Origin of the sequence: Corynebacterium sp. HMSC036E10 (assembly GCF_001836265.1) — a bacterium.
Taxonomy (GTDB): domain Bacteria; phylum Actinomycetota; class Actinomycetes; order Mycobacteriales; family Mycobacteriaceae; genus Corynebacterium; species Corynebacterium coyleae.
This window is the reverse complement of the sequence record NZ_KV827977.1, coordinates 22725-47578: the sequence shown is the minus strand read 5'-3', so window position 1 is coordinate 47578 and position 24854 is coordinate 22725. Positions and strand designations below refer to the sequence as shown.

The 24854-nt window shown below is 59.0% G+C and carries 21 protein-coding genes; 14 read left to right on the top strand and 7 right to left on the bottom strand.

Features of this window, described 5'->3' with window-relative positions:
• Window positions 1-118: 118 nt before the first annotated feature.
• From HMPREF2736_RS04115 to HMPREF2736_RS04105, 3 genes are all read left to right on the top strand, one after another.
• Window positions 119-466, top strand: a complete 348-nt coding sequence (locus tag HMPREF2736_RS04115; RefSeq protein WP_244268723.1) for a hypothetical protein — start codon at window positions 119-121, stop codon at window positions 464-466.
• 38 nt (window positions 467-504) lie between these two features.
• Window positions 505-1170, top strand: a complete 666-nt coding sequence (locus tag HMPREF2736_RS04110; RefSeq protein WP_083292066.1) for a YceI family protein — start codon at window positions 505-507, stop codon at window positions 1168-1170.
• Window positions 1171-1269: 99 nt separating this feature from the next.
• On the top strand, window positions 1270-4191 hold the full coding sequence (locus tag HMPREF2736_RS04105) for an FAD-binding and (Fe-S)-binding domain-containing protein (RefSeq protein WP_070828957.1): 2922 nt from the start codon (window positions 1270-1272) through the stop codon (window positions 4189-4191).
• On the opposite strand, the gene HMPREF2736_RS04100 is transcribed toward HMPREF2736_RS04105, so the two are convergent.
• Window positions 4188-5522, bottom strand: coding sequence for a class I SAM-dependent methyltransferase (locus HMPREF2736_RS04100; RefSeq protein ID WP_070828956.1), 1335 nt, complete (start codon window positions 5520-5522; stop codon window positions 4188-4190). The two genes, HMPREF2736_RS04105 and HMPREF2736_RS04100, sit on opposite strands and share 4 nt — an antisense overlap.
• Window positions 5523-5638: 116 nt before the next feature.
• Here HMPREF2736_RS04100 and HMPREF2736_RS04095 point away from each other — a divergent pair, with 116 nt between their 5' ends.
• The 5 genes from HMPREF2736_RS04095 (at window position 5639) to HMPREF2736_RS04075 (ending at window position 11734) form a co-directional block, all read left to right on the top strand.
• Complete coding sequence (locus tag HMPREF2736_RS04095; RefSeq protein ID WP_070828955.1) at window positions 5639-6979, top strand: NAD(P)/FAD-dependent oxidoreductase; 1341 nt, start codon at window positions 5639-5641, stop codon at window positions 6977-6979.
• A 245-nt stretch (window positions 6980-7224) separates the two neighbouring features.
• A complete protein-coding gene (locus HMPREF2736_RS04090; RefSeq protein WP_070451613.1) occupies window positions 7225-9342 on the top strand; it encodes a pyruvate formate lyase family protein in 2118 nt (705 codons plus the stop codon).
• A 44-nt stretch (window positions 9343-9386) separates the two neighbouring features.
• Window positions 9387-9638: an autonomous glycyl radical cofactor GrcA2 gene (gene grcA2 / locus HMPREF2736_RS12775; protein ID WP_034999039.1), complete on the top strand. Its 252-nt coding sequence runs from the start codon at window positions 9387-9389 to the stop codon at window positions 9636-9638.
• Between the two features lie 3 nt (window positions 9639-9641).
• Window positions 9642-10517, top strand: coding sequence for a pyruvate formate-lyase-activating protein (gene pflA, locus HMPREF2736_RS04080; protein ID WP_070451534.1), 876 nt, complete (start codon window positions 9642-9644; stop codon window positions 10515-10517).
• Between the two features lie 143 nt (window positions 10518-10660).
• Window positions 10661-11734: a magnesium and cobalt transport protein CorA gene (locus HMPREF2736_RS04075; protein ID WP_070423200.1), complete on the top strand. Its 1074-nt coding sequence runs from the start codon at window positions 10661-10663 to the stop codon at window positions 11732-11734.
• Window positions 11735-11741: 7 nt separating this feature from the next.
• Here HMPREF2736_RS04075 and HMPREF2736_RS04070 read toward each other — a convergent pair whose 3' ends face one another.
• The gene (locus HMPREF2736_RS04070) at window positions 11742-12191 is read right to left on the bottom strand and encodes a PaaI family thioesterase (protein ID WP_070828954.1); all 450 of its coding nucleotides are present in this window, start codon (window positions 12189-12191) and stop codon (window positions 11742-11744) included.
• A 50-nt stretch (window positions 12192-12241) separates the two neighbouring features.
• On the opposite strand from HMPREF2736_RS04070, the gene gndA reads away from it, so the two are divergent.
• Genes gndA through HMPREF2736_RS04040 form a run of 6 tightly spaced genes read left to right on the top strand, consistent with a single transcriptional unit; the run spans window position 12242 to window position 19834 of the window.
• A complete protein-coding gene (gndA, locus tag HMPREF2736_RS04065) occupies window positions 12242-13708 on the top strand; it encodes an NADP-dependent phosphogluconate dehydrogenase (RefSeq protein WP_070771024.1) in 1467 nt (488 codons plus the stop codon).
• A 27-nt stretch (window positions 13709-13735) separates the two neighbouring features.
• Entirely contained in the window at window positions 13736-15085 is a 1350-nt protein-coding gene (locus HMPREF2736_RS04060) for a DEAD/DEAH box helicase (RefSeq protein ID WP_070828953.1), read from the top strand.
• Window positions 15086-15102: 17 nt separating this feature from the next.
• Window positions 15103-16476, top strand: a complete 1374-nt coding sequence (locus tag HMPREF2736_RS04055) for a hemolysin family protein (protein ID WP_070828952.1) — start codon at window positions 15103-15105, stop codon at window positions 16474-16476.
• Complete coding sequence (locus tag HMPREF2736_RS04050) at window positions 16473-17525, top strand: hemolysin family protein (protein WP_070484767.1); 1053 nt, start codon at window positions 16473-16475, stop codon at window positions 17523-17525. The genes HMPREF2736_RS04055 and HMPREF2736_RS04050 overlap by 4 nt, the downstream gene beginning before the upstream one ends.
• A gap of 11 nt (window positions 17526-17536) precedes the next feature.
• Window positions 17537-18400 carry a 3-methyladenine DNA glycosylase gene (locus tag HMPREF2736_RS04045; RefSeq protein ID WP_070828951.1) on the top strand — a complete coding sequence of 288 codons (864 nt, stop codon included), beginning with the start codon at window positions 17537-17539 and terminating at the stop codon, window positions 18398-18400.
• Between the two features lie 51 nt (window positions 18401-18451).
• Window positions 18452-19834, top strand: coding sequence for a vWA domain-containing protein (locus HMPREF2736_RS04040; RefSeq protein ID WP_070828950.1), 1383 nt, complete (start codon window positions 18452-18454; stop codon window positions 19832-19834).
• Between the two features lie 74 nt (window positions 19835-19908).
• On the opposite strand, the gene HMPREF2736_RS04035 is transcribed toward HMPREF2736_RS04040, so the two are convergent.
• The 5 genes from HMPREF2736_RS04035 to secA2 form a co-directional block, all read right to left on the bottom strand.
• Window positions 19909-20484 (bottom strand): MerR family transcriptional regulator, encoded by a 576-nt coding sequence (locus HMPREF2736_RS04035; RefSeq protein WP_070423253.1) that lies wholly within the window; start codon window positions 20482-20484, stop codon window positions 19909-19911.
• 128 nt (window positions 20485-20612) lie between these two features.
• Entirely contained in the window at window positions 20613-21194 is a 582-nt protein-coding gene (locus tag HMPREF2736_RS04030; RefSeq protein WP_070816171.1) for a bifunctional nuclease domain-containing protein, read from the bottom strand.
• 5 nt (window positions 21195-21199) lie between these two features.
• Entirely contained in the window at window positions 21200-21952 is a 753-nt protein-coding gene (locus HMPREF2736_RS04025; protein WP_070423209.1) for a transcriptional regulator FtsR, read from the bottom strand.
• 52 nt (window positions 21953-22004) lie between these two features.
• Window positions 22005-22430 (bottom strand): oxoglutarate dehydrogenase inhibitor Odhl, encoded by a 426-nt coding sequence (gene odhI, locus HMPREF2736_RS04020; RefSeq protein WP_070423210.1) that lies wholly within the window; start codon window positions 22428-22430, stop codon window positions 22005-22007.
• Between the two features lie 83 nt (window positions 22431-22513).
• The gene (gene secA2, locus HMPREF2736_RS04015) at window positions 22514-24805 is read right to left on the bottom strand and encodes an accessory Sec system translocase SecA2 (protein ID WP_070828949.1); all 2292 of its coding nucleotides are present in this window, start codon (window positions 24803-24805) and stop codon (window positions 22514-22516) included.
• Window positions 24806-24854: the final 49 nt, after the last annotated feature.

Here is a 24854-nt window from a genome sequence, read left to right as displayed (position 1 = left end):
TCCATCCTTGTCGTCGTTATTGCCCGGTTGCCCAGCAATCGCTCAAGTATAACGGTCCACTAATTCGTTTTGTTCCCTGACCTCACCCGGGCTTGACACCTGTAATAGACTTGCCGCCGTGAAGATCAGGAAGCGGAGAGTAAACGAGACTACAAACGTTTGCGCGTGGTGCGGTAAAGAGATTGAAATCAACCAGGGGCGTGGCCGCAAGCGGAAATATTGCAGCTCTTCGTGCAAGCAGCGTGCGTACGAACAGCGCACACTCCTTGCAGGTACGACCGTGGACCCTGACGCTGTGATTCTGAGCCGTCAGCGCGTCGCAGAGATCCGCGATCGACTTTACGAGTTGCGCTGTGCCGCTGAGGATATCCAAACTGCAGCGGCCGAAGGCGCGACGGCGGACGAGTTGCATTCGTTGTGTGACGAATTAGTAGGCTTGGTCCAGAAACTCGAAAAACTGAGGTGAGGTACGTGAAGACCAGCTCCCGTAATACGAAGCTGCTTATGATCGCAGTTTTAGCCTTTGCCATTCTGGCGCTTGCAGTGGCGTTCATCCCGTTGGGAAGGACGCTGTTTTTTAGTCACGGTGTCAAAACTGAGGGTATCGACGAGTCCAGCCTGAAATCCGCCACAACGGAAATTGACGGCGTCTGGGAGGTAACAAACAAGCCTGGACCCAACCAAACGTCTGCAGGCTTCACATTCGCCGAGGTGCTGCCAGGTGATCGCCGGACTACGTCAGGCTCGACACAAGGCGTTCGCGGTAGCGTGACTATCGAGGCGGGCACGCTGAAGGCTGGCGAGATTGTCGTCGATATGACAAACATTCGCACCGACTCTGATGTCCGCGATGAAAGCGTGCGACGCAAAATTTTCCATACGGACGATTTCCCGGAGGCAAAGTTCGTTGTCACCGAGCCAGTGGACCTTAGCAGCGTGCCAGAGGACGGGACGATGGGCACCGTAGACCTGACGGGCAACATGACCATCCACGGCGAGACGAACACGATCACGCAGACATTCAATGTCGCGCGCTCGGGCGATCAGCTGCTCGTCGCAGCAGACATTCCGATCAACCGAGAGGACTACGGAGTGAAGACTCCGGAGCTGGTGGCCGCAAAGATCGCCGAGGACGGCGAAATTAACGTCCGTCTGGATATGCGGAAGTAACCCTATATAACGTCACCTGACGTTATATAAAGGATATTTGTCCGATAATGTACATTATGTCAAGTAACATTTGGTGGCACCACGGCGTAATCTGTCCCCATGGCAAAGCTCCTCTCTCCCGATCCCCGCAGGATCCCCAAGCCGGTTTACGACGATTCCTACCCGGACGCTGTCAGTAAGCAATTCACTGGCGGCTCCGACCCGGAACTCGTCGCGGCGCTCGCAGCAATCGTCGGCGCGGACAATGTTCAATCACGCGTCTCAGATCTCGTGCGTTACGCCTCAGACGCTTCTCCGTACCGCGACATCCCGTCCGTGGTCGTTCAGCCACGCAACGCGCAAGACCTTTCCGCGCTGATGCGCTATGCCCGCCGTGCAGGTCGGACGCTGACGTTCCGCGCCGCCGGGACGTCTCTTAACGGCCAGGCGATGACGAACGACATCCTCGTCGATGTGAAGACCCACTTCGCCGGCATGGAGGTCCTCGACGGCGGCAAACGCCTTCGTACGTTGCCGGGCGTTGTGCTTGGCGACGCTCAAGCGGTCCTGCGACGCCACGGCTACATGCTCGGACCTGATCCCGGCTCGACCGCATCTGCTTGTATCGGTGGCGTCCTCGCTGACAATGCCGGCGGCATGCGCTGCAAGATTGAGCGTGATTCCTTCCACACCATCGATCAGGCTGAGTTTGTATTGACGTCTGGCGAGATCGTCGATACGCGCAAAGGCGACGACGCCTTCCGCAAACAGTGCCCTGAACTGCACAAACAACTCTCTGATTTCCGTGATCGATTGCGTGCTAACGAGACGCTAGTCGCTCGCCTACGCGCAAAGTTCTCCATCCGCAACACCAACGGCTTGCGCATCGATGCATTCTTGGACGAGGACGAGCCGGTCCGTATCCTCATGCGCTTGCTCGTCGGCTCCGAAGGCATCCTCGGCGTGTTTACCGAGGCTGAGATTCGCACCATCGAGTTGCCAAAGAAAAAGGCTGTGACCTGGGTGGTTGTACCCGACATCACTGATGCTGCCAACTATGTTGCACAGCTTGTCGACGCCGGCGCTGAAGCCTGCGAACTGCTCGTCTCCGATGTCATGCGCGGATCAGTTGGCCAATTTAGTGCTGCTCCTGCTGAATGGGCAGATATTGACCAGTCCACCGCTGCCCTGCTCCTCGAGGTCGGTGGCACCACCGAAGACGAGCTTCAGCAGGCCATTGCCGCCGCCGAGGCCGTGCTCGAGGGCGCGGAGCTGCTGGCACCGCTGCACTTTGAGACCGATCCAAAAAAGCAAAACGCCATGTGGCAACTGCGTAACGGCCTGTTTGGCCTGATCGGGCAAAACCGCCCGCAAGGCGCCGCGCTGATTACTGAGGACGTGTGCTTCCCACCTGCGCAGGTCGGCGAAGGCGCTGCTGAACTTATGGAGTTGCTCCGGCGCTACGGCTACCCCGAAGGTGTGATGGGACACGCACCCTACGGGAACCTGCACTTCTTTATCACCCCGGACTTCTCCAACCCTGAGGAGCTCGAGAAGTACTCGCGCTTCCTTGACGAGCTGGTTGAGTTGGTCGTCGACAAGTACGACGGCTCAATGAAGGCTGAGCACGGTACCGGTATCAACATGGCGCCGTTCGTGCGCCATGAATGGGGCGACGAAATCTGGAACCTGTTCTGGGAGGTCAAGGAGATGCTTGACCCGGACATCATCCTCGCGCCGGACGTGAAGTTGACTCGCCAATCGGACATCCACCTGCAGCGCTTCAAGTCCTTTCCCAAGGTCGAGCAGGAGATCAATATGTGCGTCGAGTGCGGCTTCTGCGAGCCGGTATGCCCGTCACGCCACGTCACTGTGACTCCACGTCAACGCATTGTGCTGCGCCGTGAGATGGCGCGTCAGCCGGAAGGCTCGGAGGTCTTGGGGGCGCTGCGCGAGCAATACCAGTACGACGCGATCGACATGTGCGCTGCCGACGGAACCTGCGCTATCCCCTGCCCTGTTGGCATTGATACCGGCAAGGTAATGAAGCAACTGCGCGCAGCTCAGGCAACACCTGCAGAGAAGCGTGTCGCAACTGGGATCGCGAAGGGATACGGCGCGGTCGAGGCGTTGGGCCGCACTGCGGTATCTGGCGTCAATATTCTCGGTCCTGCGCTGGCCAATGCTGTCACCCAGGTTGGACGTGCACTCATCTCGCCCGAGCGCCTCCCCTCTGTGCCAGGGCCCATGCCGCACAAGGCACCACAGATGCCGGAAACCTCGCGCAGCGGTTCCGCAGCTGTCTACTTCCCTGCCTGTGTAAACCGTATCTTCGGCCAACCTGCTGGTTCTGCTGATCAGATTGCTGTGCCACAGGCGGTTGTTGAACTCGGCCGACGAAGCGGAGCACCTGTGTGGATCCCGGAAAACGTTGACGGCGGTTGCTGTGGCATGCCGTTTTCTTCGAAGGGATTCGACGATGCATACCGTGCGAAGGCACTCGACCTGCTGGAGTGCATGTGGCAGTGGTCAGAGCAAGGCGCACTGCCTGTGATCATCGATGCAGCCTCGTGCACCCATACCGTGGTGGATTCCATGCCGGAGGTACTCTCCCCTGCTGATCTTGAACGTTTCGAGGCGATTCGCGTTCTCGACCTGGTGCAGTGGCTCGACGAAGAGATCATGGAGCACCTGCCCATCACTCAGGACCAGGGGCGTATTGCTGTCCACCCGCCATGCTCCGGTCAGCACCTTGGTACCACGGAAGCGCTCATGCGTGTCGCAGCTGCGTGTGGCGATGCGGAAGTGCCCGCTGGGGCGGCCTGCTGTGGCACAGCTGGCGATCGTGTGATGTTGCACCCTGAGCTGGTTGAGTCGGCGACTCGCGAGGAACGCGAGGGGCTCAATCGTGGCAATTATGCACGCTTCGTGTCAGCAAACCGCACCTGCGAGATGGGCCTACAGATGGTGGCCGGAAAGCCATTTGAGTCGATTGCAGTACTGGTCGAGCGTGCATCCCGACCGGAGGTCACGTTAGCCTAGCGACGGCCTCCGCGGTGGCGCTGCACCATCGTGACCTGCGCGAGGTCCAGCATTTCCAATCGTGCAAGGGCTTCGCGCAGGGCTAGCTGCCAAGTCCACATCCTGCGGAATACAACGTCGTAGCCATCCGCTGCGGCGTCGCGTAAGTGGGCGTCGAAGGCCATTCGCTGCAGCCTCAGCGATGCTGCGAGGTGTTCAGGTGCGGTTGTCACCGCAGTCACGCGCAATGCAGTGTGCTTATCGACGATCCGGGCAACGTCATCGCGACTCACAACGTTCATCCGTGGCCACGCATAACCGGTGGTTGAGGCCAAGGCTGCCGCTGCACTCCGGGAATAGTTGTTCGTGCGGACAATTGTTTGCAGCACTACCTTGCCGCCCTGTGCGAGCATCTGTTCCGCGGATACGAGATACGCGATCTGTTCCTGGTGCGGCATGTTCTCAAACGCCTGCATGCTCACTACTGCGTCGTACACCCCGCGACGCTGCCGTGCCAACGCTTCGATTTCGGCTGGGGAATCCAACACGTCAATGCGTGCAGCACCTTCAGCGCCACTGAGGATCAACTGTTCTTCAAGACTTTTTCTCACGCGGGCGTCAAAGGTAACCACATCCAGGGTGCAGCGTCGATCAAGTGCTTCCGCAGCCACCGCTCCTCCACTGCACGGCATCTCAAGCAAATGTGTGCTGGGGCCGGCAGCGGCGGCGTCGAGAAGCATCGAAATGCTCCTGCGTTGCGCATCAGATAGGTCATCGCGATGAGCGTCAAGTGGAGCGCCGATTTCGGTGACGTCGACGAAGTGGTGCCTTGGCTCGTTTCCTCGCCCTGCCCCCGGAGTGTGGGACTTCATCCGCGTGCGCTGAGTCGTCGGCACACCCGTGCCAAAGTGTCCCTGCGCATGCGTTGCGGTGCCACCAGCAAAATGCTGCACCAGATCCGGAGGTAGCTCCCCGATCACCCCAAGGGGTGTGCGACCGTGCTTCGGAGCAGACACGCGTGCTGGCCCCGGCCTGTACCCCGCACCGATCAGCGCCTGGAGTGCATCTACAAGCCCTTCGGACGTCGAGGTCACCCACTCGCCTGCCATATAACTTTCAGCAAGGCCAGTCCACCCGCGCGCAGCGATACGCTCAAACATGTCCGCGGATTCCACGGTGAGCGCTGCATCGTCTCCTTCTAGAGCAAGTTCTGCTTTCGCACAGGCACGAGCAAATGTCGCCTCAGCGATCTTCGTGCGCAGCGCTCCTCCACGCGCCCTGGGAACCGCAGCGACAGCCGGCCAGGCCGCGGCGTCGATGGAACTTTTGCGTGCGCGGGAGATATCGGCCATTTCACAAATGCTAGTGGCCAAGAACCTGCTTCTGCGGTACGCCACGGCTCAGATAAAATGCGGCGCGTACTATATAGGCGTTGCACATATAAAAATTCAACCGAGGAGAGATACTTATGGCCTCTACGGTCATTCGCCCAGACGGAAACCGCCATCATGTTGTCATCATCGGCGCTGGCTTCGGTGGCGTCAACGCAGCCAAGGAACTTGCGGATGCTGATGTCGATGTGACCCTGATCAACAGCACCACCCACCACCTTTTCCCGCCACTGCTCTACCAGGTGGCAACCGGCCTGATGTCCTCGGGCGAGATCACCGGTGACATCCGTCAGATGTTTGCTAACCAGCAGAACGTCCGCGTCGTTCGTGGCACTGTTGAGACCATCGACGTCAAGGGCAAGACCGTCACCTCTGTTGAAAGTGGCAAGGAATACACCTTCGGCTACGACTCCCTCATCGTCGCCGCTGGTGCTGGCCAGTCCTACTTTGGCAACGACCACTTCGCCGAGTTCGCGCCGGGCCTGAAGACCTTGGATCACGCGTTTGAGATCCGCGCACGCCTCATTGCAGCATTCGAGCGTGCAGAACTTGCGGAAACCGCAGAAGAGCGCGATCGCGCTCTGACCTTCGTCATCGTTGGTGCTGGCCCGACCGGCGTCGAGCTTGCTGGCCAGGTTGCGGAGATGGCGCACCGTGCCTTCACCTCGGGCCGATACTCCTTCAGCACCGAGCAGTCGAAGATTTACCTGCTTGATGGCGCACCGCAGGTGCTGCCTCCATTTGGCAAGCGCCTGGGCAAGAAGGCACAGCGCGAGCTTGAAAAGGCCGGTGTCACCGTGATCCTCAACGCCATGGTGACCAACGTTGATGCGGACTCTGTCACCTACAAGGACATGAAGACCGAACAGGAAACCACGATCCAGACTCCGACCAAGATCTGGTCCGCTGGTGTTGCGGCTTCCCCGCTGGGCAAGCAGGTCGCAGACCAGATCGGTGTTGAAGCGGACCGTGCCGGCAAGGTTGCTGTTAACGCGGACCTTTCCGTCGGCGACGAGCCCAACGTCTTCATCGTTGGCGACATGATGAATCGCGACCGTCTGCCAGGTGTGGCCCAGGTTGCAATCCAGTCCGGCGCTTATGTCGGCAAGGTCATCAAGAACCAAGTCGAGCACGATATCGCTCCGGAGGATCGCGCTCCGTTCGAGTACTTCGACAAGGGCTCCATGGCGATCATCAACCGCTTCAATGCTGTGGTGAAGATGGGCAAGGTCGAGATCACCGGCTTCATCGGCTGGCTGATGTGGCTTGGCGTCCACATGTCCTTCCTCACCGGCCGCCGTAACCGCATTGTGGCTGCCAACGAGTGGACGATTAACGCGTTCTCCCGCACCCGCCACAACCTGGCTGTCACCGAAGGCCAGCTGGAGAACATCCACCTGGAAAACGGTGAGAAGTAAGCGTTCGTAGCGCCCCCAACTTCCCCGGTTCTTCGCTCTCAACGAGCGCAGGACCGGGGTTTTTGCTACTCTCCGCCCCCGAAGACCTTATGTGACCAACACCACCCCAAACGTATTACCTATAGTCGGAAAACTTCTTTATACTCTTAGGTAAGCGGCAAGCGCTTTAAAGAGACTGTGTTTGGGAATGGGTAAGCGCAGCCGCATGAAGACCACTAGTTATCTATGTGAAAGATCGTGCAACTGTGACTGTTTCTACAGAGCCGCAAATCCAGAACAAGGCGTGGGAAGGTTTCACGCCAGGACCGTGGACCGAGCACATCGACGTCCGCGACTTTGTTCAGCGCAATTACACCCCGTACGACGGGGACGCATCCTTCCTCGAAGGCGCAACTGAAAAGACACTGCGCCTCTGGGACTACCTGGATAAGAATTACCTCGCCGTTGAGCGCGAGCGTCGCGTCTACGACGTAGACACTGACACCCCGGCCGATATCGACGCCTTCAAGCCCGGATACATCTCCGAAGACGACGACGTCATCGTCGGCCTGCAAACCGACACCCCAACCAAGCGTGCCATGATGCCTAACGGTGGCTGGCGCATGGTTGAGCAGGCCATCAAAGAGGCCGGCAAAGAGGTCAACCCGGAGGTGAAGAAGATCTTCACCCACTACCGCAAGACCCACAACGATGCCGTCTTCGACATCTACACCCCTCGTATCCGCGCAGCACGCTCGTCCCACATCGTCACGGGCCTGCCGGACGCCTACGGCCGTGGACGCATCATCGGTGATTACCGTCGTGTGGCGCTTTACGGCGTTGACTACCTCATCGAGCAAAAGCAGCTGGCCAAGGATGCGTCTTTGGAGAAGGGCTTCTCCGAGCACTGGGCACGTTACCGCGAGGAGCACGCGGAGCAGATCAAGGCACTCAAGAAGCTCAAGAAGATGGCTGAAGACTACGGCTTCGACATCTCCGGCCCGGCAACCAACGCCAAGGAAGCTGTGCAGTGGACCTACTTCGGCTACCTTGCCTCCGTAAAGAGCCAGGACGGCGCCGCAATGTCCATTGGTCGCCTCTCCCCGTTCTTGGACGCATACTTCGAGCGTGACCTAGCCAACGGCACCTTGACCGAGGTTGAGGCGCAGGAGATCATCGACGCGCTCGTCATCAAGCTGCGCATCGTGCGCTTCCTCCGTACAGAGGACTATGACCAGATCTTCTCTGGTGACCCGTACTGGGCAACCTGGACCGACGCTGGTTTCTCTGAGGACGGCCGCCACCAGGTCACCAAGACCGCCTTCCGTCTGCTGCAGACGCTGCGCAACCTGGGTCCTGCTCCGGAGCCGAACATCACCATCTTCTGGGATCCGGCGCTGCCGGAGGGCTACAAGGAGTTCTGCGCCGCGATCTCCATCGAGACCTCTTCGTTGCAATACGAGTCTGACAAGCAGATCCGTGACCAGTGGGGCGACGACGCCGCTATTGCGTGCTGTGTCTCTCCGATGAAGGTTGGCAAGCAGATGCAGTTCTTCGGCGCACGCGTTAACGCTGCGAAGGCACTGCTCTACGCCATGAACGGTGGTCGTGACGAAGTTACCGGCAAGCAGATAACTGACGGTGACCACAAGCCGATCGAGGGCGATGGCCCACTCGACTTCGACGAGGTCTGGCAGAAGTACGAGGAGATGCTCGACTGGGTTATCGGTACCTACGTCGAGGCGCTGAACATCATCCACTACTGCCACGACCGCTACGCCTACGAATCCATCGAGATGGCACTGCACGACTCCGACATCGTCCGCACCATGGGCTGTGGCATCGCTGGCCTTTCAATCGTTGCTGACTCTCTGTCCGCGATTAAGTACGCGAAGGTCACACCGGTGCGCGACGAGACAGGCTTGATCGTCGACTACATCACCGAGGGCGACTTCCCGTTCTACGGCAACGACGATGACCGCGCGGACGACATTGCCGCAACCGTGGTCCACACCGTGATGCAGAAGATCAAAGCGATCCCGATGTACCGCGACGCTATTCCGACCCAGTCGGTACTGACCATTACCTCTAACGTGGTCTACGGCAAGGCAACTGGTTCGTTCCCGTCCGGGCACAAGGCCGGCACTCCGTTCGCCCCAGGTGCGAACCCGGAGAACGGCGCAGACAATCACGGCATGGTCGCTTCGATGCTGTCCGTGGGCAAGCTCGACTACAACGACGCATTGGACGGCATTTCGCTGACCAACACGATCACCCCGTCGGGCCTGGGCCGTAACAAGGAAGAGCAGATCACCAACCTAGTTGGTGTTCTCGACGCCGGCTTCATCATGGACAACGCCGATGCGGTAGTTAACCCCGCCTAATCAGACTTTCCCACTCACCTATTCACTCCGAAGGAGACGACATCATGACCACCCCTACTTTCGACGAGCGCCTCGCTTCCATGAAGGCTTCCCGTTCCGCGAACAACATGGACTCTGGCCTGTACCACGCCAACATCAACGTGCTTGACGAGTCCACGCTTGAGGATGCAATGGAGCACCCAGAGAACTACCCGAACCTCACTGTTCGTGTCTCTGGCTACGCCGTGAACTTCGTGAAGCTGACCAAGGAGCAGCAGCGCGACGTCATCTCTCGTACCTTCCACCAGGGCGCGTAGTTTATGGCCCAAGACGGAACGAGCGGCGTCGTCACGCTATCGCCTGAAGCAGGCGAGCGCGTGCGCGGCGTCGCTGCCGGTTTAGGCGGACTTTCCACCGACGACCTTGAGATCACTCGCCCAGAGTTGTTTGAGGCTCGCCGCACTGGCGAGATCGGCCTCATCCACTCTTGGGAACTGGTCACTGCCGTCGACGGACCGGGCACCCGTATGACGATTTTCTTGTCGGGCTGCCCACTGCGGTGCAAGTACTGCCACAATCCGGACACGATGGAAATGAAGGAAGGCACACTCGAGCGTATCGACGACGTCGTGCGCCGCGTACTGCGATACAAGCCTGTCTTTAACGCTTCCGGTGGCGGGCTGACCCTTTCAGGCGGCGAACCACTGTTTCAGATCGCGTTTACACGACGACTGCTCAAGGCAGTGCATGACGCTGGTGTGCACACCACAATCGACACTTCTGGTTACCTTGGTGCACGCTTGACCGACGAGGACCTGGACAATATTGATTTGTTCCTCCTCGACGTCAAGTCCGGTGATCCTGACACATACGAAAATGTCACCGCGCGCCAATTGCAGCCAACCATCGATTTTGGTGATCGACTGCACGAGAAGGGCAAACCGGTCTGGATCCGGTTCGTTGTAGTCCCAGGTCTGACCGACGCTGAGGAAAACGTGCAGCGAGTCGCCGATATCGTCGCGCGTTGGAAGGGCACCGTAGAGCGTGTGGAAGTACTCCCCTTCCACAACATGGGCGCGGACAAGTGGGACAAAATCGGCCTCGACTACGAGTTGCAGGACGTCACTCCCCCGTCCGCAGAGTCCGTTGAGCATGTGCGATCAATCTTCCGCTCGCGTGGTTTGACGGTGTTTTAACCCGGGGTATCACCCCCGTTAGACATTAAGGCGCGCACGCGTAATATCACTTTCGGTATTCGTGCGCGCCTTTTGCGTGCCTATTCATTACAGGGCGACCTCTCATACGGCAAGCCCCACAAGCGTGAAAGGGGGCTAAAGCTATGCCGCCACGTATTTCAATTCCAGGACAGCGTCCTAAGAAGGTGCAGCCCCCGTCTGTGAACCAAATCCCGGTGCCTGTCGAGCGTCAGATCGACTTTTGCCGCGTTTTTGTCGACGGCAAACGCCAGCCGGGAAATGTGCGCATGACTCACGCACTTGAGGTGGCAGAACGCTACGACAACGCTTTCGTATGGCTGTCTCTGAAAGAGCCCACAACGGAGCAAATGGAACGCATCGCCGAGGTCTTCGATATTGAGGACCTGGTTGTGGACGATGTTGTCGCAGCACATCAGCGACCGAAGGTTGAACGCCACGACGAGCAGTTGTTCCTGGTTGTGCGTTCAGTGTCGTATCGTGACGACGAAGAGGTGTCGGACGCCCGTGAAATCATTTCCACCGGCGAAGTACAGATGATTATCGGCGAGAAGTTTGCCATCACGATTCGCCATAATGTCCGTCTCCCTGACCTCACCAACAAGCTCGAGGACGAAGAAGAGCTAGCGCTGCTCGGGCCTTCTGCTGTGGCGTGGGCGGTATCTGACTATCTGGTAGACAACTACCTGAAGGTCGCGGATTTCCTCGAAAGCGACGTCGACGAGCTGGAAAACGAAGTGTTTACGCCACGTCGCACGATCAACATTGACAAGATCTACACCTACAAGCGTGAGATTTTGGAGATGCGTCACGCGATCGACCCACTGTCGCCAGCGCTTCGCAACGGGTTGACGAACAACAAGGACTTTATGCGTAAGGCTCTGCGTACCTACTTCCGCGACGTCCAAGATAACTCCACGATCGTCAGCGACCGTCTTTCAGGCTTCGACGAACGTCTCACGTCCCTGCTGGACGCGTCGGTAGCGAAGATTACGATGCAGCAGAACTCTGACATGCGTACGATTTCGGCCGTTGTGGGCATGGCGGCGGTGCCGACGTTGGTTGCCGGAATCTACGGCATGAACTTCGAAGTCATGCCAGAGCTTGGCTGGCGTTACGGCTACCCCGCTGCACTTCTCGCAATGTTCATTGCTATCTCGGTGATGTGGTGGTGGTTCCGCAAGAACCACTGGCTTTAATCAGCCACTATTTGCTCAGGATCATCAGTTTGAGGTTGGTCACAGCGACCAACTTCTCCTCGCAGTACATGTTCACGCGCCACAGGTGGGTGCGGGCACCGATGTGGACCGGCTCCGCGGTGGCGTCGATACGCTGCCCCGCGCGCACGCTGCCCAGAAGGTCGGTGGAGTTGCTCATCCCCACTGCAGGCTGTGCGCTAGCTGCCACCGCCGCAATTGACCCCATGGTTTCACCGATTGCGCAGTAGACACCGCCGTTGACGATGCCGGTTGGCTGCAGATGCTCCGCAGTTGCAACGAGGTGTGCATCCATCCGGTCTTTTGAGCAGTAATCCAGCACTAGCCCGAGTCGTTGGGCGAAATCAACGTTGAGATTGTTGATCACAGCGAGTTCTTTTTCGCTCAACGGCGTGTCGAGCACTTCGTTGTACAGGCGAAAATCGAATTCTAGGTTCATGCTCGTCGATGATACGGATGATCTGTCCTCAGCCACGTAGAATTCGCACTATGACTGCAGATGCTTCAGAACCTCTTGCTCAAATCGGTGTCGTCGGTATGGCAGTAATGGGCTCAAACCTTGCCCGTAATTTTGCGTCGAAGGGCCATACCGTCGCTATTTACAACCGCTCACCAGAGAAGACGCGGGCGGTTATCAACGAGTATGGCCATGAGGGAAACTTCATCGCCGCCGAGACCATCGAGGACTTTGTCGCATCTCTGCAGCGCCCCCGCAAGGCAGTGATCATGGTGCAGGCCGGTGCAGCAACTGATGCGGTCATCGAACAGCTCGCTGATGCGATGGAAGACGGTGACATCATCATCGACGGTGGCAATGCCCTGTTCACCGACACGATTCGCCGTGAACGTGAGATGGCCAAGCGCAATCGCCATTTTGTCGGCGCGGGTATTTCCGGCGGTGAAGAAGGTGCATTGCGTGGCCCGTCGATTATGCCGGGTGGCCCAGTCGAATCCTGGGAGACACTTGGACCACTCCTCGAAGACATTGCTGCAAAGGTCGATGGCACCCCGTGCGTGACCCACATTGGCCCGGACGGCGCTGGCCACTTTGTCAAGATGGTGCACAACGGCATCGAGTACGCCGACATGCAGGTCATCGGCGAGGCGTACCACCTGCTGCGTTACGCAGCAGGCCTGGAGCCTGCGGAGATCGCCGACATTTTCACTGAATGGAACAAGGGCGATCTGGATTCCTACCTCATCGAAATCACCGCGGAGGTGCTTCGCCAGGTCGACGCCCGCACCGGAAAACCGTTTATCGACGTCATCGTGGACGCTGCCGGCCAAAAAGGCACCGGACGGTGGACCGTCAAGGAGGCACTGGATCTCGGTGTACCGACCACAGCTATCGGTGAGGCAGTGTTTGCCCGCGCGCTGTCGTCGGCACTTGCCCAGCGCGAGGCTGCGACGGAAGCCGAACTTCCGGCGGGCGAGTTGAGTACCCTCGAAGCACTTGGCGTGGAGAAGACTGCGTTTATCGACGATGTCCGCCGAGCCCTGTACGCCTCCAAGTTGGTCGCCTACGCGCAAGGTTTCGACGAGATTAACGCTGGGTCCGCCGAGCACAACTGGGATATCAAACCGGGCGATCTCGCACGTATTTGGCGCGGTGGCTGCATCATTCGTGCGAAGTTCCTCGACCGCATTACCGAGGCCTACGAAAACGATCCGAATCTCCCGTCGTTGTTGCTCGATCCGTACTTCACCGGAGAACTGCAAAAGGGCCTGGTAGACGCATGGCGCCGTGTGGTTGTCGTCGCTACGCAGCTTGGACTCCCAGTGCCGGTGTTCGCTTCCTCGTTGTCCTACTACGACTCGCTGCGTGCCAAGCGGCTGCCAGCAGCACTGATCCAGGGACAGCGCGACTTCTTTGGTGCACACACCTACCGCCGCGTGGACATGGAAGGCACGTTCCACACCACCTGGTCCGGCGAGCGGGAAGAGTTGAGCTACTAAAACAACGACGCGCGTACACTGATCTGAATGACTACATTCGCCGACCTCGGCCTACCCCGTGAAATCGTCGCCACGCTGAAAAAGCAGGGCATCACGGAGCCCTTCCCTATCCAAGAGGCGGCTATCCCCGATGCCCTTGCGGGCCGTGATGTTCTCGGGCGGGGTCCAACAGGCTCGGGCAAAACGTTTACGTTCGGTTTGCCTATGCTTGCCCGTCTCGTTGGAGCCCCATCACGCCCGGGTCACCCGCGAGCGCTCGTGCTTGCGCCGACGCGTGAACTTGCAACGCAGATTCGCGAGCGTCTCGACGACCCCGCTGCCGCCCTCGGCCTACGCGTCCTCGATGTTGTCGGTGGCGTGAACATCAATAACCACATTCGTGCGTTGGCCTCCCCAGTCGATCTCCTTGTGGCTACCCCAGGGCGCGCCGAGGATCTCATCAACCAGAAGAAACTCTTCCTGGATCAGGTGGAGGTCACTGCTCTGGACGAAGCCGACCAGATGGCCGACATGGGCTTTTTGCCACAGGTACGCAAGCTGCTCGACCGCACTCCCAAAAACGGTCAGCGTTTGCTGTTTTCCGCCACACTGGATGGCGACGTACAAAAGCTCATCGACCGCTACATGCACAACCCAGTGACGCACTCCACTGCGCCGGTGGAAGCGGCTGTGGACACCATGGAGCATTTTCGACTTTTGGTCGGTGGCCGTGAGCAACGCAATGAGATCGCGATGCAGATCGCCGCACGTGACGGCAAGACCATCATGTTTATGCGCACGAAACACGGTGTTGACCGTCAGGTGAAGAAGCTGCGACGTGTCGGCATCAATGCCCAAGGGTTGCACGGCGATAAAACCCAAGGGGCGCGTACGCGTGCCTTAGACGGCTTCAGCGACGGCACCACCCCGGTGCTCGTCGCTACTGATATTGCCGCACGCGGTATCGATGTCGACGACGTCTCGCTTGTCGTCCACGTCGATCCGCCAGCCGAGCACAAGGCGTATTTGCACCGCGCAGGGCGCACCGCCCGTGCTGGCACGTCCGGCACAGTGGTCACGCTCGTCATGGACGAGCAAGCTAAGGAAGTCGCGCAACTGATGCGCAAGGCAGGCGTGAAGGCTCCGGAGGTCAGAGTGGCTCCAATGTCGGAGTCGTTGGTTACGATTACAGGAGCACGTGTCGCAGATGGAAAGCCATTGCCTCCGCCGGGGGCTCCGAAGCAGGCTCCCCGTGGTGGTGGCGGGCAAGGTTCCCGCGCTGGGCGTCGGTCGTCGCAACGATCGAGCCGCGCTGGACGTTCCCGTTCTACACGTGGGCAACGCGGCAACTCGCAGGGTCGTCGTGGAGAGAACAAACGAAGGAGTAACGGCCGCTAAGGCGCAGATCAACACACATGGACATATTCATATCCATACTTTCTCTTCTGGCGTTCGTATTGCTGACAGCCTCTACCGGGTTGTTCGTCGCAATCGAGTTCGCCATGACGGGGCTCGAGCGCTCCACAATCGATGCCCACGTTAAACAACGCGGGGATGCTACAGCCCGCGCTATCGCGCGTGATCACGCGAATCTTTCGTTCGTCCTCTCAGGCGCCCAGCTCGGCATTACGGTGACGACGCTGGCGGCAGGTTTCCTTGCCGAGCCTGTACTCGGTAAGTTCTTCACCCCTGCGTTGGAGGCCGTCGGACTTAGTGCGTCGGCCTCAACCACTGTCGCACTTATTTTGGCCCTTGTCATCGCAACGTTTTTGTCGATGGTTTTCGGCGAGCTTGTACCGAAAAACATGGCTATTACGGACCCGCTGGCGACAGCTCGCGTGGTCGTGCCACCGGTGCACTGGTTTAACACGGCGATGAAGCCGTTTATCAACCTTCTCAATACCTCCGCTAACTGGATTGTGCGCAAGATGGGTATCGAGCCTGCCGACGAGCTTGCCTCGGCCCGCTCTTCTCAAGAGCTTGGCGCCATGGTGCGTTCGTCGGCAGAGGCTGGTGGTTTGGATGCTGAGACCGCTGCAGTGATCGACCGATCACTGCGCTTCGGCGAGACCACAGCTGAAGAGGTGATGACGCCCCGTTCCACCATCGACTCCCTCGACGCGGAGGATACTGTTGTCGACCTGATCGCACTTGCTCGCGAAACTGGGCGTTCGCGTTTCCCAGTGCGGCGTGGCGATCTCGACGACACCCTCGGAGTCGTCCACATCAAGGACGCATTCTCCGTGCCACCCGACGAGCGTGCGACCACACAACTTGCCACGCTTGCCCGGCGTGTCCCAATCGTCCCGGGCACGCTGGACGGCGATTCCGTGCTGAACCGGGTGCGCTCTGCTGGTTCGCAGGTCGTACTTGTTGCCGATGAATACGGCGGCACCATGGGCCTGGTTACCATCGAAGACCTCGTTGAGGAGATTCTTGGCGAGGTGTACGACGAATACGATGACCGCGAAAGCGAAAAGGACTTTGTCCGTTACGGCACCTCATGGGAGGTTTCCGGGCTCGTGCGTCTCGACGAGCTCGAAGAGCGCCTCGCCTACACAGCACCCGACGGCCCCTACGAGACGTTGGGCGGTCTGATCATGGCAACACTCGGTCGCATCCCGAAGGTTGGCGACGAGGTCGTCCTGCGCGAAACGTTCGGTTCGCTGCAGGAGGAGTTCCAATCGGCAGGCGCCGGATTATGGCTTGCCCAGGTCACCGCAATGGACGGCCGCCGTGTGGATAAAGCGATGCTGCGCCCGATTACCCCTGAGGAGGCCGACCGATGAGTATCTGGCTCGCTGTTGTCCTGATTGTCGCCCTCCTCGCTGCTAACGCATTCTTTGTTGGAGCCGAGTTCGCTCTCGTATCCTCGCGCCGCGACCGTCTCGAGTCACTCCAGGCCCAAGGCAAAACCAAAGCCCAGGACGTGATGTACGCAACCGAGCACCTTTCCATCTACTTGGCTGGTGCGCAGTTCGGCATTACTGTGGCCTCGCTGATATTGGGCAAGGTTGCCGAGCCGGCGATTGCAAAATATCTGGAGGAGCCGTTCCTCGCGCTGGGTGTACCGGCAGATATTCTGCATCCAATTTCGTTCGTTATTGCGCTTGCATTCATTTCTTTCTTGCACATTTTGTTCGGCGAGATGGTGCCGAAGAATATTGCCATCGCGGGGCCTGAGCAATCCGCAATGTGGCTGACCAGACCGATGACGGTTTGGATGAAGCTAACCCGCCCCGTGCTGGAAGCACTTAACTGGGTGGCTCGTAAGACATTAGCTGCGTTCGGTATCCAACAGCGCGACGAGTTGGATTCCACTGTCGACCAGGAGCAGTTAGCCACAATGATTCAGGAGTCTCGCAAAGAGGGGCTCCTGGATGCCGAGGAAACTGTCCGTTTGGCAAAGGCGTTGCGTCAGGATTCCCGCAGCCTCAACGAGGTGCTCATCCCGCTTGTAGAGGTAAAGACGATCCCCTACGACCCGCGCGGCATCCGTCTTTCGATCATCGAGCAGGCAGTGCAAGACACCGGTTTTTCACGCTTCCCGGTACTGATCAGCACTGGATCCCTGGCGGGCTACCTGCATGTGAAGGACATTCTGGACTTGATGGAGACAGATGAGAAGGATCCACGCGTGCCGCTTTCACGCATTCGACCGCTCATCACAGTCGACGGCCACGAGTCAATGGACGACGCTCTTACTTTGCTGCACCGACGTTCAGCGCACATGGCGGCAGTGCATGAGAACGGCCGCCTCGTCGGGATCGTCGCCCTCGAAGACCTCATCGAGGAATACGTGGGTACGGTGTCGGACTGGACACACGAAAACGAATAGTTAGCGTGCGTATGACCACAACCCTGCAACCTGAGGAATATCTCGCACGCATACACGAGCACGAGCAGCGTGCGGCTCCTTGGGCGGACGCCCGTGCGGCTCGGCGTGCGCATGGCGAGTACCACCCAGTATGGGACTTCCTCTTTGAGTACTACCCCGTTCGCCCATCGCATTTGAAGCGCTGGCATCCAGGGGTTGGGGTCGCTCTCGCGCAGGCTGCGGATACACCGCAAGCGTCTTGGCGCGACTACGTCACCACACCTGACGGAACCGTGGCCTTGGACGCGGACCTTTTCCTCCAGCATCGACGCAACGATGTGGAGATGGTTGGAAGGCTGCTGCGTGCCGTCGATACGCGTCCTGCCCACTTTGATTGCTTCGGCATGCACGAGTGGGCGATGGTGTATAAGACCGACCACCCACGTCACGATTTGCCACTTCGCCTTGGAGCAGAGGGCACCAACGACGTGGTTGAGTCTCACCACATCAAGTGCTCACATTATGACGCGTTTCGTTTCTTCACCCCTGCAGCGCGTCCGCTGAATCTGACTGTTCTTACTCGCGAGTCTCAGCCTGATCACGACCAGGCTGGCTGTGTACATGTCAGCATGGATCTGTACAAGTGGGCGTTGAAGTTAGGACCGCTGGTACCTGGCGAGCTTTTCCTGGATTGCTTTGAGCTTGCGGCACGGGCTCGGCGCTTGGATATGGAAGCGTCGCCATACGACTGCCGAGAGTTGGGCTTTGATGTTGTCGCGGTAGAAACCGCTGAAGGTAAAGCGGAATACGTTGCGCGTCAACGCGCATTGTCTCAAGCCGCTGCTCCACTGCGCGCCAGGCTTGTCGCGACCGTAGAAGCTGCGTTGGACAGCTAAGCTCGGAGCAGGTTTTCTCAATCGTTCGACGTTGAAGGGGCTACGACCACAATGGCTAGGCACGCAAGCGGTAAAAACAATTTCAGGCTAGCGGGTTGGCTTATCGCCCTGCTTGTCGCTCTCGCTGTAGCTGCAGTGCTTGCAGTGGTTTTGTGGCAGCGCGACGGCACCGACTCGAGCGCTGCAGCTCCTGATTGCGTATCCGGTGATCTGGTTCTGCCGGTCGCCGCTTCCGATGAGAAAGTAGGCCGTGCACTTATCGACGACTACGCAGCCGCCAACCCCGTTGTCCGGGACTACTGCATCAAGCCGCAGTATGTTGACTCGATCAAGGAAGCAGCAGTCTATATCGCTCCGAATACCTCGATTACGCATACTGCGTTGAAGTCGGCTGAGCGCACTGCAGCGGTTGCTGACCCCCAAGCTGTCCATAGTGAACCTGTAGGTGTCGCTGGCACCGAACAGGTGAAGTTGGAGGACGTGAAGACCGAGTCTGTGCTGTTCCCTGTTGAGGAAGAGCCTGAGGCTTCCGCGTTGGTGGCGGCAAAGGTCGCCGGCAACGACAATGATGCTGTGAAGGCCCTCACCGATCAGCGTCTGGGTAAGCTGGCGGACTTCGCAGGAGCAGACGGCAAGCTTGTGGCGACTGCGGAGGACAGTGTTCCGGAAGGTCTTTCATTTACCTCAGTCGGCGCAGACATTGTTTACGCGGCGATCCCATTGAACCAGAACGACGCAGTAAACGAGGATCAAGCGCGCGCTGGCCAGGACTTCGCACGTGCCGCAGCCGAGAAGTTCGATGGCTCCGAGAAAGATCAGCCGGTGATTTCGGATCTGGTCTGGGCTGCTGCCCTGCCTTCTGGTGGAGAGAAGCTCGGCGATCAGGCGGAGGCAGCGAATGTTCTCGAGCCGGTCAACACGTTGTTCCTACTTGACACCTCTGAGGCAATGGCGCCGTTTATCGAGCCAGCCAAGGATGCGATTGGCAACACCGCGCTTGAACTTGGCGGTGCAGGGAAGGAAGTAGGTCTGTGGAACTACTCCTCACCGCTGACCCCTGGTGTGGTGAATGGATTCCGCCAAAACATCTCCGTCTCCCCTGATGCGGAGTCGGTCAACGTGGCGGTGCGTCGCTTCCTCGTCGGCGGAACCCCCCAGACCCGCGAAGCGCTCCAGGCTGCGGCTGCTGCATACGGCAACGCAAATGCGCCAATGCGAATTGTGCTCGTTACCACCGGCACCGCTGATGCCGGAGATGACGCAGCATTTATTGACGGCTTCCGGCAGGCAGCGGGCAACAACCTGGACCTTACCGTGGTACGTGTCGGAGACGGCGATCCGGATGCGGCATTGGAGCAGATTGCCCAAAAACAGGTCGACGCTAAGACTGCAGAGAACATCGCGGATGCGGTGAAGCAGGCCGCAGGGTTCTGACGACTAACATCGGCAAGCAATAAAGGCCCGGGCTGGAGGGAGTACCCAGCCCGGGCCTTTGTTGTGTGGCCTGTTTAGGAAGTCTTGCGACGACGGCGATCAGCCAGCTCGTCGAAACCAATGACGTTAGGAGCGTCGATCTCTTCTTCGACACGCTCGGACGGGAACGCGGAGATGGTGCCGGTGAGTTCCTTCATAATCTGCGGCACCGCGATGCCGAACACGCCTTGGCCACCGCCAAGGAGGTCGATGATCTCTTCGTTGGAGCGGCACTCGTAGACGGTTACACCGTCGGAGACCAGGGTGATTTCCGCAATGTCGGAGACACCGCGGTCACGCAGCTTGTCCACCGCGAGGCGAATGTTCTGCAGGGAAATGCCGGTGTCCAAAAGACCCTTGACGATCTTGAGTACCAAGATGTCCTTGAAGGAGTACAGACGCTGGGAACCAGAACCCTTTGCGCCACGGATCGACGGGCGAACCAGCCCAGTGCGTGCCCAGTAATCCAGCTGACGGTAGGTGATGCCTGCAACCTGGCATGCGATCGGTACGCGGTAGCCGACTTCGTCGGACGGACCGACGTCGAAAAGCGATTCCTGCACCGCAGCCGAGGTGGTCTCCTGCTCGCCTACCTGGTTGAGATCGTTGATACTCACGTAATTACTCCCATGAAAGTTATATGAGGGCCTGCTGACTATTAAATGCCAAGCATAGGACCTGGGTCAAGAGTTTCACGCGCAACACGCCGAACTCTCAACCTCAACTTTACACTGAGACTTTATTTCGCCTCGTCTGCCCCATCGTCCCCATCAGTATCAGGAGTATCACCGGTGTCGAGGTCATCCACACCAAGATTGCGCATGAGTTCTTCAAAATCAGCGTCAGCCTGGGCGTCGCCGCTTGCTGAAACAGATTCCTGCGGATCAATGACCTTGAGTTCAGCACCAAGAAAACGCTGCGCGTCTTCCGGCGAAAGGTAGATCGATGCCTGGCTTGCTACGAGGTCATCAACGCTGAGTTCGTGGTCCAATTCAAGCGCAAGCAGAAGCGCGTCACTCGCCCGCAGGTCCAGTTCAGAGCCGTCAGCAAACGACACGGTTGCCATAAACATGCCCTCTAAGTACGAAGACAGCTCAATGGTTTCTACTGTTTTTCCGGAGTTGCGAATCAGATCCACGACGGCATCTATGGTGCGGGGGCGGATTGGCGACCACCCTGAAAGCCGGGCAGCCAATTCCCCACCCTCATGCGTTGGTACCCAGACAGGAATGCAGCGGCCGTTAGAGGATCGCTGCAGCAATGCGCAAAGGTATTGCTCGGGACCGACGGAGTACACCCCGACCAGCTCGACTGCTTCCATAACGACTAGTTGCCGGACTGCTTGCGTAGTTCGTTCTTCACCAGCGAAGCGTGCAGCGAGACCACCAGCGCGGACATCTGCTGGCCAATCTCTTCTGCTTGCTGCTGTGCATTGACCTTGCCCGATTTTGCAACCGGTTCGGTGACCTGACCGATCATGTCAGCCTGACGAGCGGCAGCAGTACGCAGCGTCTTCAGATGACGCGAGTCCAAGCCGAACTCAGCCAGGGACATTGCAGTAGTGACAGTGCGAACATCGTCGACATTGAACAGCCCTGCCGCGTCTGGGGTGATGAGGCCGACCTTGATGTATTCCTCAACCGTGGACTGCGAAGCCTGAGCCTGTTCCGCAACATCCACGTCGGTCAGGCGCGTCGGTGCCGGGGCCCGGAAGTTCTCCGGAGAGATCATCGGCTCAGCATCGTTTGCAGTCAGAATCGCGGTGACCTGGCCGGAATCCATGGCCTCAAGCTGTTCGCGGATCACCTTCAGCGGGAGGTAGTTGTCACGTTGGGTGACCAGAATGTAGCGCAGGCGCTCCACGTCCTGATCAGTAAAACGGCGGTAGCCCGACGCCGTGCGCTGCGGTGTGATCAGTCCCTCGGATTCGAGGAAACGGATCTTGGAGACGGTCACGTCCGGAAACTCAGTCCGCAAACGCTCAAGCACAACACCAATCGACATGGTCTTTGCCGGTTTGTTGGGCTTGGCTTGCTTCGCGGCCGTCTGCTGCGGTGCGGTTTTGCGGATTGCGCTCACGTGATCGTGCTCTTCTTCTCGTGGGACGTCGGGCTAAGGATGAACGGAAAGCTTAGGCTTCCGCGGTGATGAATACGAGTCGGAACTTGCCAATCTGGATTTCATCGCCATTGGTCAGCTGCTGCGTGTTTCGCGGCTCGCGGTTGACGTAGGTGCCGTTGAGCGATCCGACGTCGACAACCTCGTAGCCATCCTCGTTGGCTCGGAACTCGGCGTGACGACGAGACACGGTCACGTCATCGAGGAAGATATCCGCCTCTGGGTGGCGGCCTGCCGTGGTCGACTCCTGGTCGAGCAGGAAGCGTGCACCAGCGTTCGGGCCACGCTTGACGACGAGCAGCGCCGCACCTTCGGGGAGGTTTTCAGTTCCTGCTGCGGAATCCACAGATGCCGCGGCACCAGATTCCATCTCCTTGAGCAGGTCTGCTCGGAACACCGAGGTGGTTTCGACCTGGTTCTGCGGCGTGTTGTCGCTCATGACTAACTCCTTGACTATCGAGTCGAGATTGAGAACTTCTGCAATAGTACCGCCCAAGTCGGGATTGGGTGGTGTTTAGTGACTTAACGGAAAATATTGCCGATGCCACTAATGACCGAATTGCCTGACCCGGCAAGCGGATTATCCGAAACCATGTAGGTCCATGTGGCGCTTGGACGCTTCCATCCTGCATCAGCAAGATGCGCCCCGGATTCATCGATATCCACGGTGTTAAAGGTTTCTACTGCTTGGTCAACCGCACGGTTGGCGAGGTCTTTGAACTCGCGCACAGCAATACGGTGGTACTCATCGATCGGGGTCTCGCGTGCGATAGCGCGAAGGTGAATAGATTCACGGACATCGTCCATCAGCGCGAGGTGTTCGGACCACTCTGCGTCGAGATGGAACAGCATGATTTCGCGCGCTGCTTGGTCGAGAACCGGCTGCGGTAGGTGCGACAGTTCGGCGGCGCGCTGCGGGGAGCGCTCAGAGAGTTCTCGCCACGCTGTGTCAGTATCCAAAATGGTGGCGCGACGCTCGTCGAGAATGTCGCGGTGGTCTGCGAGAAGCTTGTTGTACTTCCACGTCTGGGAGTGGATCTCCAACAGTTGGCCTTCGGTGACGCGCTGGCAGTGCTCAACGAACTGCTGGGCTCGATTGCCGGTGAGGCGCCCATCCGGTTCAGGCTGCGCGGAGAAGGATTCGTCGGCCCCTCCGGTGGTGATGATGTCGTCGTCAAGGGAGACGAAGAACAAGCTCAAGCCTGGATCGCCCTGGCGCCCTGCGCGGCCGCGAAGCTGGTTGTCCAAACGCGCGGTGCGGTGACGTGCCGTGCCAATCACGGCGAGTCCGCCGAGGGCGGCAACTTCGGCATGATCGTTTTCGTTCGCGCCGCCGAGACGGATGTCGGTGCCGCGACCGGCCATCTGGGTCGAGACGGTGACACGTCCGATGTCGCCGGCTTCTGCGATGATGCGTGCCTCTTCTGCATCGTTTTTCGCGTTGAGCACGTTGACGTCGATGCCACGCGCCTCGAGTGCTTCCGCGAGCGCTTCAGATTCGGCCACATCATGCGTACCCACGAGCACCGGCTGGCCAGTGTGGTGGATGTGCTCAATCTCGTCGACAATCGCCGCGTTCTTATCTGCCATGGTGGCGTAGATCCGGTCTGCCTCGTCGAAACGCTTGAGCTCGTTGGCTCGGTCGATAACGGAGACGTGCAGGCCGTAGAAACTGCGCAGCTGGTCGGTCGCCTCGACGGCGGTGCCGGTCATGCCGCACACGAGCGGGTAGCGGCGCATGAGCGCCTGCAGGGTGATCGAGTCTAGGATGCGCCCGCCCTCGGACACGTCGAGGCCTTCCTTTGCCTCGACCGCAGCTTGCAGCCCGTCCGGCCAGCGCTGGAGTTCAGCGACTCGGCCACGTGAGGCGTCGACAAGTGCGACCTTGCCATCCTCGACGATGTAGTGGACGTCGCGGATCAGCAGCGCCTTAGCGTGGAGCGCCAAGTTCACGCGGACCAGTGTGGTGCCGATGTTCTCGTCGGAATACAGCGAGTCGATGCCGAGCAAGCGCTCGATTTTCTGTGCACCTTCGTCGGTAAGAAACGCGTTGCGCCCGTCGGAATCGATGGTGTAGTCCTTCTCCTCCACCAGGTGCGAGACGGCCTCGGTGATCTGCCCGGTGGCCTGTTGGGCGCCTTCGGAGCCGGCGAGGACGAGTGGGACCAGGGCTTCGTCGACAAGCACACTGTCCGCCTCATCGACGAGCGCAACATCTGCCGGCGCTTGCACCGTCTGATCGCGGGAAGTGATCTGGTTGTCACGCAGGTGATCGAAGCCGATCTCGGTCACCGGGGCATAAATGACGTCACAGCGGTAGGCCGCGATGCGCTCTTCGCGTGTCGACGACTCCGTCACCGCCGCAACCGACAACCCAAAAAATTCCACGAGCGGGCGCATCCACTCCGCGTCACGGGTCGCAAGGTAGTTGTTCACAGTGATCAGGTGGACGCGCTTGCCCTGCAGCGCAAAACCCGTGGCAGCCATCGCGCCAACCAGGGTCTTGCCCTCACCGGTGGCCATTTGGATCACGTCGCCTTCCAGCAGGCGAAGCACCGCTTGGTTCTGCACGTTAAACGGCGTCATGCCGAGTGTGCGCTGCGAAGCCACGGACAGCCCAGCGAGGAAACGCGGCTTGTCCTTGACTTCCCCATCGGTGACGGCGGCGCGGACGGTTTCGGCGAGCGCGGTGTCGTCGAGAAGCGAAAGCTCCTCAATGAGCCCATGTGCGTCGGCGACGACAGCCTTGGACTTCTTATTGTTGCGCTCCGCCGTGGAGCCCATGGCTTTCCAGAACCAGTCGAATTTGCCCATAAGGCTTAAGGATAATGCGGTTTGGCGCAACGTTCCGCTGAAGGGGTGC